At 64.9% G+C, this 13833-nt stretch carries 11 protein-coding genes; 8 read left to right on the top strand and 3 right to left on the bottom strand.

Features of this window, described 5'->3' with window-relative positions; genetic code table 11:
- The first annotated feature begins 190 nt into the window (after positions 1-190).
- The 4 genes from AWB76_RS00050 to pdeM are packed head-to-tail and all read left to right on the top strand — an operon-like array spanning position 191 to position 6161.
- Positions 191-1231: a ligase-associated DNA damage response exonuclease gene (locus AWB76_RS00050; RefSeq protein WP_061158109.1), complete on the top strand. Its 1041-nt coding sequence runs from the start codon at positions 191-193 to the stop codon at positions 1229-1231.
- Complete coding sequence (locus AWB76_RS00045; protein ID WP_061158108.1) at positions 1228-2883, top strand: ATP-dependent DNA ligase; 1656 nt, start codon at positions 1228-1230, stop codon at positions 2881-2883. The genes AWB76_RS00050 and AWB76_RS00045 overlap by 4 nt, the downstream gene beginning before the upstream one ends.
- On the top strand, positions 2880-5477 hold the full coding sequence (locus AWB76_RS00040; protein WP_061158107.1) for a ligase-associated DNA damage response DEXH box helicase: 2598 nt from the start codon (positions 2880-2882) through the stop codon (positions 5475-5477). Before AWB76_RS00045 ends, AWB76_RS00040 begins: the two co-directional genes overlap by 4 nt.
- Positions 5478-6161, top strand: a complete 684-nt coding sequence (gene pdeM / locus AWB76_RS00035; RefSeq protein ID WP_061158106.1) for a ligase-associated DNA damage response endonuclease PdeM — start codon at positions 5478-5480, stop codon at positions 6159-6161.
- On the opposite strand, the gene AWB76_RS00030 is transcribed toward pdeM, so the two are convergent.
- Complete coding sequence (locus AWB76_RS00030; protein ID WP_061158105.1) at positions 6124-6570, bottom strand: hypothetical protein; 447 nt, start codon at positions 6568-6570, stop codon at positions 6124-6126. The genes pdeM and AWB76_RS00030 overlap by 38 nt on opposite strands.
- A 311-nt stretch (positions 6571-6881) precedes the next feature.
- Between AWB76_RS00030 and AWB76_RS00025 the strand changes: the two genes are divergently transcribed.
- Entirely contained in the window at positions 6882-8054 is a 1173-nt protein-coding gene (locus AWB76_RS00025) for an MFS transporter (protein WP_061158104.1), read from the top strand.
- Between the two features lie 22 nt (positions 8055-8076).
- Positions 8077-9234 (top strand): MFS transporter, encoded by a 1158-nt coding sequence (locus AWB76_RS00020; RefSeq protein ID WP_061158103.1) that lies wholly within the window; start codon positions 8077-8079, stop codon positions 9232-9234.
- Positions 9235-9828: 594 nt separating this feature from the next.
- Here AWB76_RS00020 and fahA read toward each other — a convergent pair.
- Both fahA and hmgA read right to left on the bottom strand, forming a co-directional pair.
- Positions 9829-11115 (bottom strand): fumarylacetoacetase, encoded by a 1287-nt coding sequence (fahA, locus tag AWB76_RS00015; RefSeq protein WP_061158102.1) that lies wholly within the window; start codon positions 11113-11115, stop codon positions 9829-9831.
- On the bottom strand, positions 11112-12449 hold the full coding sequence (hmgA, locus tag AWB76_RS00010) for a homogentisate 1,2-dioxygenase (protein WP_061158101.1): 1338 nt from the start codon (positions 12447-12449) through the stop codon (positions 11112-11114). Before hmgA ends, fahA begins: the two co-directional genes overlap by 4 nt.
- Positions 12450-12527: 78 nt before the next feature.
- Here hmgA and AWB76_RS40595 point away from each other — a divergent pair, with 78 nt between their 5' ends.
- A complete protein-coding gene (locus AWB76_RS40595) occupies positions 12528-12707 on the top strand; it encodes a hypothetical protein (RefSeq protein ID WP_157696024.1) in 180 nt (59 codons plus the stop codon).
- A complete protein-coding gene (locus AWB76_RS00005; protein ID WP_061158100.1) occupies positions 12704-13528 on the top strand; it encodes an EAL domain-containing protein in 825 nt (274 codons plus the stop codon). The genes AWB76_RS40595 and AWB76_RS00005 overlap by 4 nt, the downstream gene beginning before the upstream one ends.
- Positions 13529-13833 lie beyond the last annotated feature (305 nt).

Here is a 13833-nt window from a genome sequence, read left to right as displayed (position 1 = left end):
CTGACAAGCATCCCGAACGACCGTCGCTAAACAGACGCTCGGGCCAAATAAACTTTTACACCCTAGACGCGATTCATGAAAGCGCCATGACGGGCACGTGACGTGCTTTTGTTGCCAGAATCGAACACATCGACATAGCCTGACGGCGAGCGCGTCACGCAACTGTCATACACGGCATCGATAGCGATTAGTGGACACCTCTTCCGATCTCATCGTCGCGCGGCCCGAAGGTCTCTTCTGTGTGCCGGGCAACTTCCATATCGACCCTTGGCGGCCTGTCGAACGCGCCGTCATCACGCATGCGCATGCCGATCACGCGCGCTTCGGTCATGCGCACTATCTCGCGGCCGAACCGGGCTTGGGCGTGCTGCTGTCGAGGCTGCCGGGCATCGACGTGCAAGGGCTCGCCTACGGTGAGGTCATCGTCGTGAACGGCGTGCGCGTGTCGCTGCATCCGGCCGGGCACGTGCTCGGCTCGGCGCAGGTGCGCGTCGAATACAAGGGACGCGTGTGGGTTGCATCGGGCGACTACAAGGTCGAGCCGGACCCGACCTGCGCGCCGTTCGAACCGGTGCGCTGCGATACGTTCATCACCGAATCGACGTTCGGCCTGCCGATCTATCGATGGGACCGCTCGCGCGACGTCTTCGACGGCATCGATTCCTGGTGGCGCCACAACGCGAGCGAAGGCCGCGCGTCGGTGCTGTTCTGCTATTCGTTCGGCAAGGCGCAGCGCGTGCTGGCGGGCGTCGACGCCGCCATCGGTCCGGTCTTCTGTCACGGCGCGGTCGAGCCACTCAATCGCGCGTATCGCGAGTCGGGCGTCGCGTTGCCGGACACGCGGCTCGTCAGCGAGATCGCGGCAAAGGACAAGGCCGCGTTCAAGGGCGCGCTGATCGTCGCGCCGCCGTCCGCGCAGGGCAGCACGTGGATGCGCCGCTTCGGCGATTACAGCGATGCCTTCGCGTCCGGCTGGATGCGTCTGCGCGGCACGCGGCGGCGCAAGGGCGTCGATCGCGGCTTCGTGCTGTCGGATCACGCGGACTGGCCGGGGCTGCAACTCGCCATCGGCGCGAGCGGCGCGCAACGCGTGATCGTCACGCACGGACAGATCGAGCCGATGGTGCGCTGGCTCTGCGAACAAGGCCTGGACGCGGGCGCGTTCAAGACCGAATACGGCGACGATGCCGTCGAAGCCGACCTCGATGCCGGCAAGGTCGACGCATCATGAAGCGCTTCGCGACGCTCTACGCCGCGCTCGACGCGACCACGTCGACCAACGAGAAGCTCGAAGCGCTGATCGCGTATTTTTCGGGCGCGGCGCCCGAAGATGCCGCGTGGGCGTCGTATTTTCTCGCGGGCGGCAAGCCGCGCCAGTCCGTGCCGACGCGCCTGCTCACCGAATTCGCCCGCGAGCGCGCGGGCTTGCCGGCGTGGCTGTTCGAAGAGTCGTATCAGGCGGTCGGCGATCTCGCGGAAACCATCGCGCATGTGCTGCCGCCGGCGTCGGGCGAATCGTCGCTCGGGCTCGCGCAGTGGATCGAAGAACGCGTGCTTACGTTGCGCGGCATCGAGCCGGCCGAATTGCGCGAACGCCTCCTGAGCTACTGGGACGAACTGAACTGGAGCGAGCGCTTTCTGCTGACGAAGCTGATTGGCGGCGGCTTTCGCGTGGGCGTCGCGCGGCAGCTCGTCGTGCGTGCGCTCGCTCAGGTTGCGGGCGTCGATCACAAGCGCATCGCGCAACGCATGGTCGGCTGGACCGATTCGCGCGAGAAGCCGAGCGCCGCGCGCTACCTTCGGCTGATCGCGCCGGCGACCGAAGGCGACGACGTCGACACGCCGCACGAAAGCGATATCGGCCTGCCCTTTCCGTTTTTTCTCGCGCATCCGCTGCAAACCGATCCGGCGACGCTTGGCTCGCCCGATGACTGGATCGTCGAATGGAAATGGGACGGCATCCGCGCGCAACTCGTGAAGCGCGCGGGCCGCGTGTGGGTCTGGTCGCGCGGTGAGGATCTCGTGACCGAGCGCTTTCCCGAACTCGCCGCGCTCGGCGAAGCGCTGCCCGACGGCACCGTGATCGACGGCGAAATCCTCGCGTGGGAACCGGGCGCCGATGTGCCCTTGCCGTTCGCGCGGCTGCAACCGCGCATCACGCGCAAATCGCTCACGAAGAAAGTGCTCGCGGATTCGCCCGCCGCGCTGCTCGCCTACGATCTGCTCGAAATCGATGGCCGCGATCTGCGTATGGAGCCGCTGCACGCGCGGCGCGCCCGGCTGGACGCGCTGGCGTCTTCCTTGCAGGTGGACGTGCTGCGCGTGTCGCCGGTCGTGACGGCATCCGGCTGGCATGCGCTGGCGCAATTGCGCGACGAAAGCCGCGCGCGCGGCGTCGAAGGACTGATGCTGAAGGAGCGTGCGTCGATGTACGGCGTCGGGCGCACGAAGGCATCGGGCACGTGGTGGAAGTGGAAGATCGATCCGTATGCCATCGACGCAGTGCTCCTCTATGCGCAGCGCGGCCACGGACGGCGCGCGAGCCTCTACACGGATTTCACTTTCGCCGTCTGGGACGAAGCCGGCGGCACGCGCACGCTCGTGCCCTTCGCAAAGGCTTATTCCGGTCTGACCGATGAAGAAATGCGCCGCGTCGATGCGATCGTGCGCAAGACGACCATCGAGAAATTCGGACCGGTGAGGAGCGTCACGCCGACGCTCGTCTTCGAGATCGGCTTCGAAGGCATCCAGGCGAGCCCGCGTCACAAGTCGGGCATCGCCGTGCGCTTTCCGCGCATGCTGCGCTGGCGCACCGACAAGGCGATCGAAGACGCCGACACGCTCGACATGCTCAAGGGCTTTCTGAACGAGGCCGCCGCATGAGCGCGCCCGAATCCGCCGATGACCGCAAGCGGCGCGCGCCGCGCCCTCGCCGGGTGCCGCGCACGCGTGCGGCGCAGGCGAAGCTCGATGCCGCCGCCGAGCTTTTCACGCCCGCGCCTTTCGCATTCGACGCGAACGAAGCCGCGAAGCCGATCGATGCACGCATCGCGCGCTGGTTCGACGAACGCGGCTGGCAGCCGTTCGAATTTCAGCGCGAAGCGTGGCGCGAGATCGCGCGCGGCGCGAGCGGCCTGCTTCACGCGACGACGGGCGCGGGCAAGACGTGGGCCGTGTGGCTCGGCGCGCTGGCGGCTTTCGCGTGGTCATCGAAGGTCGATACCAACCCTGCGCCGCTCACGGTCCTGTGGATCACGCCGATGCGCGCGCTCGCCGCCGACAGCGCCCGCGCGCTGCAAAACGCGGTGAGCGCGCTGTCGGTGCCGTGGACGGTCGGGCTGCGCACGGGCGACACGTCATCGACCGAGCGCGCGCGTCAGAATCGGCGGATGCCGTCGGCGCTCGTCACGACGCCCGAAAGCCTGACGCTGATGCTCACGCGCGCCAATGCGCAGGAGGAGCTGAAGCACCTGCGCATGATCGTCGTCGATGAATGGCATGAGCTGCTCGGCAACAAGCGCGGCACGCAGACGCAACTCGCGATCGCGCGGCTCGCCCGCTGGCGTCCCGATCTGCAGATATGGGGCCTGTCCGCGACGCTCGGCAATCTTGCGCCCGCGCACGATGCGTTGCTGCATCCGGTGAAGACGCCGCGCGTCGTCGTGCGTGGCGCGCAGCCGAAAACGCTCGTCGTCGATACGCTGATTCCCGAGACCATCGAGCGCTTTCCGTGGGGCGGCCATCTGGGCGTGCGGCAGGTCGGCCCCGTCGCCGATGAAATCGATCGTGCGCAAAGCTCGCTCGTCTTCACCAACACGCGCTCGCAATCGGAAATCTGGTATCGCGCGCTGCTCGAACTGCGGCCGGACTGGGCGGGATTGCTCGCGCTGCATCACGGCTCGCTCGATAAGGAAGTGCGCGACTGGGTCGAACTCGGCCTGAAAAACGGGCAACTGAAAGCGGTCGTGTGCACGTCGAGTCTGGATCTGGGCGTCGATTTTCTGCCGGTCGATCGCGTGTTTCAAATCGGCTCGCCCAAAGGCGTCGCGCGGCTGATGCAGCGCGCGGGACGCTCGGGGCACGCGCCGGGACGCGTATCGCGCGTGACGATCGTGCCGACGCATGCGCTCGAACTCGTCGAAGCAGCCGCGGCGCGCTGGGCGATCCAGGAGCGTCGCATCGAAGGGCGCGACATGCCGTTAAAGCCGCTCGACGTGCTCGTGCAGCATCTCGTGACGGTGGCGATCGGCGGCGGCTTCACATCGGCCGATATGCTCGACGAAGTGCGCACCGCGTATGCGTATCGCGATCTGACGCAGCGGGAGTTCGACTGGGCGCTCGCGTTCGTCGAGCGCGGCGGCGCATCGCTCGGGGCGTATCCGGATTTTCATCGCGTCGTGAAGGACGATGACGGCGTGTATCGCGTGCCGCGCGACGACCTCGTGCGCCGGCATCGCAACAACGTCGGCACGATCGTCGCGAACGCAACCATCAACGTGGCTTATATGACGGGCGGGCGCATCGGCGCGATGGAGGAATCGTTCATCTCGCGCCTCAAGCCCGGCGATGTCTTCACGTTCGGCGGACGCGCGCTCGAACTCGTGCGCGTGCGCGACATGACCGCCTACGTGAAACGCGCGACGTCATCGCGCGGGGCGATGCCGCAATGGGCCGGCAGCAAGATGCCGCTCTCGTCCGAACTCGCCGATGCCGCCCTCGTGATGCTCGCGCGCGCCAACGACGGCATCTACGACGAGCCCGAGATGCGCGCCATCAAACCGCTGCTCGATTTGCAGGCGAAGTGGTCCGCGCTGCCGGGGCCGGGCGTGCTCGTCGTCGAACTCGTGCGTTCGCGCGAGGGGCATCACTTCTTCTGCTATCCGTTCGCGGGGCGCATGGCGCATATCGGGCTGGGGTCGCTTATCGGCTGGCGGGTTGCGCGCGATCAACCGAGCACGTTTTCCATTTCGATGAACGATTACGGCTTCGAGCTGCTGTCGGCACGGCCGTTCGATTGGGAAACGCTCATCGAAGAAGGGCTTTTTTCGCCGGAGAATCTGGAGCACGACATTCTGGCGAGCCTCAACGCATCGGAGTTGTCGGCGCGGCGCTTTCGCGAAATCGCGCGCGTGTCAGGGTTGATCTATCAAGGTCATCCGGGACAGCAGAAAAGCGCGCGGCAATTGCAGGCGTCGAGCGGGCTGTTCTACGAAGTCTTCCGCAAGCACGACAGCGGCAATCTGCTGCTCGCGCAAGCCGATCAGGAAGTGATGCTGCAGGAACTCGAACTCGGCCGCATCCGGGCGGCGCTCGAACGCATGAGCGAAAGCCGCCTCGCGCTGCATGCGCCGAAAAAGCCGACGCCTTTTGCGTTTCCGCTGATCGTCGCGCGCTTGCGGGAGAAGGTGAGCACGGAGAAGCTATCGGATCGCGTCGAGCGTATGCTCGCGGATCTGGAGAAGGCAGCGAAAGCATAAATGGAAGCACTGACCATCGATGTCCACGGCCACGCGCTCGTGATCTCCGCGCAGCGCGCGGCGTTCGATCCGCACGCCAAGAGCCTTTTCATCGCCGATGCGCATTTCGGCAAGGACGCCGTGTTTCGCGCGCGCGGCATTCCGGTGCCCGTCGGCACGACCGGCGAGAGCCTCGCGCGGCTCGATGCGCTCGTCGCGGCGCATCGGCCGGAATCGATCGTCTTTCTCGGCGACTTGCTGCACGCCCGCGAATCCCACGCCGATGAAACCCTCGACGCGCTCGCCGCGTGGCGCGCGAAGCATCGCGAACTTGCGCTCGTGCTCGTCGAAGGCAATCACGACAAACACGCGGGCGCGCTGCCCGCGCTATTCGGCGTCGATGTCGTGAAGGAGCCGCATATGCTCGGGCCGTGGGCGCTTTGTCATCATCCGCAGACAGTCGATGGCGCTTACGCGCTCGCGGGGCATGAGCATCCCGTCTACCGGCTCGCGACGCGCGTCGACAGCGCGCGCCTGCCGTGCTTTCGCTTCGGCCCGCGCGCGGGCGTGCTGCCCGCGTTCGGCGCATTCACGGGCGGCTTCGAGGTGAACGGCGGCGTGCGCGGCGAAGCGCTCTACGTGATCGCCGGCGAGCGCGTGTTTCCGCTCAGTGATAGATCGTCGTCGACGATTGCAGCTTCGTGAGCTTGCCGCGCTGCAGGCCGAACCAGCCGAGATTCGACTGCATCACCACTTCCTCGCCCTGCCAGAACACGCGTTTGACCGTCATGCGCTGACCGGCGCGCTGCACGAGCGGCGGATTGCGGCGGAAGTCGTACAGGATCGGGCCGGTGTCGGTCTGCACGAGCATGCGCGTGACGGTGTCGGCCGTGCCGGACGTTTCGTCGAAATGCACGATGCGCTTCGCGTCGAAACGATCGAACACCTGTTTCTCGATGAGCGCGGCCATGCCGGATTCGTCGCGCAGGAAATAGAGCGTGCCCGCTTTCGTGTCGATGGGACCGGCCGCGTCGCTCTGGGCGAACGCAAGCGTGGATGCGATGAACAGCGTGGCGGCAGCGGCCGCGCGGGAAAGGAATTTTGTCGGTGACATCTTCGTTCAAAAAGTTGCTGCGTTTTTCCAACACTCTGCGGCGCGCGCGACGCGCAAGGAATGCACGGCGCGGACGTGTTACCGGAAACATCTGACGCATGCGGGCGTCGCGCTTGCAAGAGTCGTGCGCCGCCGCCGCGTCCGAAAGAATATCCGTTCGGGCCGACGCGTGGACGGACCGTTCGGCATCAGGGTTTATACCAGCATCGAAAATAACCTTTCGGTACAATTCGAGCCTTCAACTCCGCCTCGGCGCCTGCATCGCTCAATCCGACGATGCGCCCAGACGTGACACCTCGTCCGCTCCCGCCATGCCTCTGCCTCTTTTCGCTCTCGCCATTGCCGCGTTCGGCATCGGCACGACGGAATTCGTCATCATGGGCCTGTTGCCCAATGTCGCGCGCGATCTCGCGGTGACGATTCCGGCGGCGGGCATGCTCGTGTCCGGCTATGCGCTCGGCGTGACCGTCGGCGCGCCGATTCTCGCTATCGTCACCGCGAAGATGCCGCGCAAGAAGGCGCTGATGGGCCTGATCGGCGTGTTCATCGTTGGCAACATGCTGTGCGCGCTCGCGCCGAACTACTGGGTGCTGATGGGCGCGCGCATCGTCACGGCGTTCTGTCACGGCGCGTTCTTCGGCATCGGCTCGGTGGTCGCCGCCGATCTCGTCGCGCCGAATCGCCGCGCTCAGGCCATCGCGCTGATGTTCACCGGCCTCACGCTCGCCAACGTGCTCGGCGTGCCGCTCGGCACCGCGCTCGGCCAGGCGGCCGGCTGGCGCTCGACGTTCTGGGTCGTCACGCTGATCGGCGTCGCGGCGGCGGGCGCGCTCGCCGTGTGCCTGCCGAAGCATATCGAGATGCGCGAGACGAGCATCCTGCGCGAATTCGACGTGCTCAAGAACCCGCAAGTGCTGATGGTGCTCGGCATCAGCGTGCTGGCATCGGCGAGTCTCTTCTCGGTGTTCACGTATATCACGCCGATTCTCGAAGACGTGACGGGCTTTTCGCCGCACGCGGTCACGTATGTGCTGCTGCTCTTCGGCCTCGGCCTGACGGTCGGCAGCACGCTCGGCGGCAAGCTCGCGGACTGGAAGCTGCTGCGCTCGCTGCTGTCGTTCCTGCTCGCGATCGTCGTCATTCTGACGATCTTCGCCGGCACGATGCACGAACCCGTCTCCGCGATGATCACCATCTTCTTCTGGGGCGTGCTCGCCTTCGCGATCGTGCCGCCGCTGCAGATCCTGATCGTGAATCGCGCGAGCGATGCGCCGAATCTCGCATCGACCTTGAATCAGGGCGCGTTCAACCTCGGCAATGCGACCGGCGCGTGGCTCGGCGGCTGCGTGATCAGCGCGGGCGCGCCGCTCACGTCGCTGCCGTGGGTCGGCATTCTGATGGCGATGAGCGCGTTCGGCCTGACGCTGCTGTCGGCGACGCTCGACAAACGCGCGCGCCGTCTTGCGATCGGGCAAGCCGCCTGATTCTTCGCAGGCGGTACGCTGGATGAAGGGCATTCTCTCGCGCGATTTTCTCGCGCTGATATTGAGCGTGGCGGTCGTCGGCCTGGGTCTGGGCGCGACGCTGCCGCTCACCGCGCTCGCACTGACGCAAGCGGGCTACGGCACGGACATCGTCGGCCTGATGACGGCGATGCAGGCGGCGGGCGGCCTCGTCATCGCGCCGGTGGCGAGCCGTGTCGCCGCGCGGTTCGGCGCGCGCGAGACGATCGTCGGCACGGTGGTCGTCGCGGCGTTGTCTACCATCGCGATGCAGTTCACCGTCGACCTGTGGCTCTGGGCCGTGCTGCGCTTTCTGTGCGGCGCGGCGCTGATGCTGCTTTTCACCATCGGCGAAGCGTGGGTCACCCAGCTCGCCGACGATGCCACGCGCGGGCGCGTCGTCGCCCTCTACGCGACCAACTTCACGCTGTTTCAGATGACGGGCCCGGTGCTCGTCAGCGCAATTGGCGGATTACCGTCGATGCGCTTTGCACTCTGCGGCGCGATTTTCCTGCTGGCGCTGCCGGCGCTCGCATCGATACGCGGCACGCCGCACGCGCTCGCATCCGAAGAAGGCGAACACGGCGACTGGCGCACCGTGCTGCCGCGCATGCCGGCGCTCGTGATCGGCACGGGCTTCTTCGCGCTCTTCGACACGCTCGCGCTTTCGCTGATGCCGCTCTTCGCGATGTCGCACGGCATTGGCGAGGATGTCGGCGTGCTGTTCGCGTCGGCGATTCTGCTCGGCGACACGACGATGCAATTCCCGATCGGCTGGCTCGCCGATCGCATCGGGCGCGCGAAGGTGCATGCGGGCGCGGGCGTGGTCGCCGCGGTGCTGCTGCCGCCTCTGCCCTGGGCGGTTGCGTATCCGTGGATCTGCTGGCCGCTCTTGTTCGTGATCGGCGCGGCGGCGGGCAGCGTCTACACGCTGTCGATCGTCGCGTGCGGCGAGCGCTTTCGCGGACCGTCGCTCGTATCGGCGACGGCGATCGTCGGGGCGTCGTGGAGCATCGCGAGCTTCGGCGGTCCGATCGTCGCGGGCACGCTGATGCAGCGCGTCGGGGCGGATGCGCTGATCGGCGTGTTGACGGCGGCGGCGTGCGCGTTTCTCGTGGCGGCGTGGTGGGAGCGGAGGCAACAGACTACGAAAGTTGACTGACTAGAAGTAATCAACTCCGCGAGTGGTGCGCTCGACCTTTGACGATTGATAACGAGTTACACGCCACGCCGCCAATGCTCAGGACAATCAGTTATCTTCTCTGAACTATTTAGGATCACAAATGCTCTGGGTATCGATACCAAAGCGAATTCGCACTTCATCGAAACAAGCTAAAAATCTATGTCCGCATTGAATTGCCCGCATTGCCGAACCGATTTCCCCTGGGGCGCAAGGGTTTGCACAGGATGCCAAGCTGAAGCGCACTATGGCGTGCCGCGCAGGATGTACAACCGAATCGCTGGTGCGTCCATGGTTTCAGGCTTGATTTGCGGCGGCGCGGCTCATTCGGCAGCGCTCGGATGGACGGTGCTCGGGTGCGTTCTAATCGGCGGTCTGATCTGGGCGCATAAACGCTTCAAGAGACATGTGGAATTTTTTCGACGATACCGAACGAGATAGCGAAGCGATCGCCTCACATGCAAAGCTGCCGTCCTGAAGGTCGTGGGCCACCCGACCGACGACCTTCGGATCGCATGTGGCATTGCTCCGTTCGATAGATTGTATGGCCGAACAGTGAGCTTTGAGGCTCTCCCATCACCCCCGCGCCGCCACCACCTGCCCCGCGCATTCCCCAAACCCCACGCGATACCCCTCGCCCTGACACCATCCACGCAGAACGATTTCATCCCCGTCCTGCAGAAACGCGCGCTCGCCGCCCTCTTCCAGCTTCATGGGCCGCTGCCCATTCCACGTGCTTTCGAGCAGACTGCCGCACGAATCCGGCGTCGGTCCGCTGATCGTGCCCGAGCCCATCAGATCGCCGACGCGCGTATTGCAGCCGCCGACCGTGTGATGCGCGAGCTGCTGCGCCATCGACCAGTACATCAGCTTGAAATTGGTCCGCGAAATAGTCGTGGCCGCCCGCGCGCCTTCGGGACGCAGCGTGACTTCCAGTTCGATATCGAACGCGTGATCGCCTTCGTGCCGCAAATAGGCGAGCGGCTTCGGCTCCTGCGCGGGCGTCGCGGTGCGAAACGGCTCGAGCGCATCGAGCGTGACGATCCACGGCGAGATGGTCGTCGCGAAGCCCTTCGAGTTAAACGGCCCGAGCGGCACGTATTCCCATTGCTGGATATCGCGCGCGCTCCAGTCGTTGAGCAGCACCATGCCGAAGATGTGCTGCTCCGCGTCCTCACACGCGATCGGTTCGCCGAGCGCATTACCCCGCCCGACGATGAACCCCGTCTCCAGCTCGATATCCAGCTTGCGGCACGCGCTGAAGATCGGCCGATCCTCGTTCGGCAGCTTGATCTGACCGTTCGGCCGACGCACCGGCGTGCCGCTCACGACCACCGACGACGCGCGCCCGTTATAGCCGACCGGCAGCTCCGACCAGTTCGGCAAAAGCGCGTTCTTCGGATCGCGGAACATCGAGCCGACGTTCGTCGCGTGCTCTTTCGACGAGTAGAAATCCGTGTAGCCCGGAATCTCGACCGGCAGATGCATCGTCGCGCCGTTGCGCGGCACGAGCGCGCGCTGGCGCAAGGCCGCGTCGTCACGCAAGGTCGCGTTGCCCTGTGCGAGCAAAGCAGAAAGCGCAATCCGCACATCGCGCCACGTCTCGCGTCCGAGCGCGATGAAGTCGTTCAGGCGCGGCTTGTCGAACGTGCCGTGCGCATCGAGCAACCCGGCGCGTTCGAGCGCGGCGAGATCGACGATCCATTCGCCGATCGCGACGCCCGCGCGCGGCTGCGGATTCACGGCATCGCTGAAAATCCCGAACGGCAGGTTCTGGATCGGAAAGTCGCTCGCGAGTGCGTTCGCGGATTCGATCCAGCTCCTGAGCGTCGGCGCGAGTGTGGCCTTCAGCGCGTTGTTCATCGTTGCTCCGGGTTGAAGTGTTTCGTGAGGCCTTGCCAGCACTCGTAGTAGTTCGCCTGCAATTGCGCGGTGTCGAGCGCGAACTGCGTCGGCTTGATGAGGGTGCGCGTTTCGAACATGAAAGCCATCGTCGAGTCGACCTTCGCGGGCTTCGAGGTATCGATGTTCGATGCTTTCTCGAACGTGCCCGCGTCCGGCCCGTGCCCCGACATGCAGTTGTGCAGGCTCGCGCCGCCCGGCACGAAGCCTTCGGCCTTCGCGTCGTAGACGCCGTGCACGAGACCCATGAACTCGCTCGCCACATTCCGATGAAACCACGGCGGACGGAACGTATCTTCAGCTGCGAGCCAGCGCGGCGGGAAGATCACGAAGTCGATCGAATCGACGCCCGGCGTGTCGCTCGGCGATTGCAGCACGAGAAAGATCGACGGATCCGGATGGTCGTAGCTGATGGAGCCGATGGTGTTGAAGTGGCGCAGATCGTACTTGTACGGTGCGTAATTGCCGTGCCACGCGACGACATCGAGCGGCGAATGGCCGATATCCGCGCGCCACAGCACGCCGTTCATCTTCGTGACGAGTTCGAACCGGCCTTCGCGGTCTTCGTACGCGGCGTTCGGCGTGAGGAAGTCGCGCGGATTCGCCAGCCCGTTCGAGCCGATCGGACCGAGATCGGGCAACTGCAACAGCGCGCCGAAGTTCTCGCAGATATAGCCGCGCGCGTCGCCATCGGGCAGCGCCACGGTGAAGCGCACGCCGCGCGGAATCACGGCGATCTCGAACGGCTCGACATCGAGCTTGCCCAGTTCCGTCCAGATCGCGAGGCGGCCTTGCTGAGGCACGATCAGCAATTCGCCGTCGGCGTTGAAGAAGAAGCGGTCCTGCATCGGGCGATTCGCGGCGTAGAGATGAATCGCGCAACCGGACATCGACTCCGCCGCGCCGTTGCCGGCCATCGTCACCCAGCCGTCGATGAAATCGGTCGGCGCAGCGGGCATCGGCAGCGGGTCCCATCGCAGTTGATTAGGCGGCGTCGGCGGAACATCGGCGAAATTGGCGACGAGTTTCGCGCGCAGCATATCGGCGGGAATGCGCGTGAACGGCTTGTGCACGGCCGCCGGCCGAATCCGATACAGCCACGAGCGGCGATTGTGCGCGCGCGGCGCGGTGAACGCGCTGCCTGAGAGCTGCTCGGCGTAGAGCCCGTAAGCAGCGCGCTGCGGCGAATTGCGGCCGATGGGCAATGCGCCCGGCAGCGCCTCGGTGGCGAAGTCGTTGGCGAAACCCGACTGATAGTGCTGATTCGCGTCCGTATGCGTCTCGAACGATGGCATGGTCGAAATCCTCGACGAAAAGTGCGGCGGTTCAGGCGACGACGAACTTGCGCGGCGGGTCGTCGCTACGATTTACGCATGGTAAAACAAATTACGATTAGTGAAATTGATCGTAAACCCTTAATCGACGGGCTTGATCCGGCATATCAATATGTGAATTTGGTGCTGGACGCGGTGTTGCGCGCTGATACCATCGACCATTCCAATGAAAATCGCCCGGTACGGCACGCCTCACGAACCCGAATGCTCCATCCATGATCGCCCCGTCCTTGCCTGAACTTGTCGCCCGCGCTGCGGACCATCCGTTTCTCGGCGCGCATGTCGCGCTTGGCGAGAACGAGCATGCCGGGGAGGCGGTCGCGCATTATCGCGATCTGTGCATTTCGAGCGCTTACGAGCCGATTTTCGATGTCGGCACGCATAGTTTTCCGCAGACGTTGAGCGCATCGCCGGAGAGCGCGGAGCGTTTCGGCGATGAACTCGGCGTGCAGGCGTTGACGCTCATTCAGGGCGACGCGCCGCGCGATCCGTTCGGACAACTTGAGGATGATCGTGAGCTGGTCGTGCTGGACCGGCTGTCGCGCGCGCTGCATGCGTTCAACTTCTTCGGGCCGCATCGGCCGGGGCTTTTGTTTTTGCGCGTGCACGAGCGGCTTTTGAAGAGCGTGAAGTACGACCACGGACTGCACTTCTCTTCCGTGCTGATGGAGTTCGGGATGACCCCGTCGCGCGTGGTGATCGAATTGCCCGCGGCGGCGGTCGCGCACAAGACGTTTCTCGGCTATCTCACGAAGAGCTATCAGCACTACGGGTTCAAGGTCGCGGGGAATCTGCCCAATGCCGGGCAGATCATGGCGGTGTCGGATATGGCTCGGCTCGATTTCATCAAGATGGATGCGGGGCAGGCTTTGCGGGATTCAGTGGTGAAGCATCTTGTGGCGTATGCGCATCGCTTGAGGATTCCGCTCATTTTTTCCAATGTCTCCGATGAAGCGCAGTTCAATGCGCTTCAGCAGTTTGATGTGCATTTCGTGCAGGGGCCGGTGTTTGATTCGCATCCGACTTTGCATGGGAGATAGTTGTTGCTTTTTGTTGCCGGATCCCGTGGTCGTGTTGGTCTATTAGCGCTGCCCCTGTGCGGGGCGGCAGTCACTTTCTTTGCTGCTGCAAAGAAAGTAACCAAAGAAAGCAGCTCGATACGCCCGCGGTCCCACGCAATTTGGGTAGTTCTCTCGTCCACCGTGGCATTCGCCTAAAGAGTGCCCTCAAAGGCCCAACCGCGCCTGGCTCGCGCACGGTCTGCCGCTTCGCGCCGCTTCACTTGCTGGTTCAGCACCAATAGCTCCAGCCCGCTTCGCGGCCGATGGGTCCATCGGGTCCGCGC

This window comes from Caballeronia temeraria, assembly GCF_001544795.2.
Taxonomy (GTDB): Bacteria; Pseudomonadota; Gammaproteobacteria; order Burkholderiales; family Burkholderiaceae; genus Caballeronia; species Caballeronia temeraria.
Note: the sequence above shows the minus strand (reverse complement) of the source record. Positions and strands in the feature narration are given on the sequence as shown.

Bases quoted from the DNA above. Each gene is read 5' to 3' on its own strand.
- AWB76_RS00045 (WP_061158108.1), top strand. From the start codon at position 1,228: ATGAAGCGCTTCGCGACGCTCTACGCCGCGCTCGACGCGACCACGTCG.
- AWB76_RS00040 (WP_061158107.1), top strand. From the start codon at position 2,880: ATGAGCGCGCCCGAATCCGCCGATGACCGCAAGCGGCGCGCGCCGCGC.
- pdeM (WP_061158106.1), top strand. From the start codon at position 5,478: ATGGAAGCACTGACCATCGATGTCCACGGCCACGCGCTCGTGATCTCC.
- AWB76_RS00030 (WP_061158105.1), bottom strand. From the start codon at position 6,570: ATGTCACCGACAAAATTCCTTTCCCGCGCGGCCGCTGCCGCCACGCTG.
- AWB76_RS00025 (WP_061158104.1), top strand. From the start codon at position 6,882: ATGCCTCTGCCTCTTTTCGCTCTCGCCATTGCCGCGTTCGGCATCGGC.
- AWB76_RS00020 (WP_061158103.1), top strand. From the start codon at position 8,077: ATGAAGGGCATTCTCTCGCGCGATTTTCTCGCGCTGATATTGAGCGTG.
- fahA (WP_061158102.1), bottom strand. From the start codon at position 11,115: ATGAACAACGCGCTGAAGGCCACACTCGCGCCGACGCTCAGGAGCTGG.
- hmgA (WP_061158101.1), bottom strand. From the start codon at position 12,449: ATGCCATCGTTCGAGACGCATACGGACGCGAATCAGCACTATCAGTCG.
- AWB76_RS40595 (WP_157696024.1), top strand. From the start codon at position 12,528: ATGGTAAAACAAATTACGATTAGTGAAATTGATCGTAAACCCTTAATC.
- AWB76_RS00005 (WP_061158100.1), top strand. From the start codon at position 12,704: ATGATCGCCCCGTCCTTGCCTGAACTTGTCGCCCGCGCTGCGGACCAT.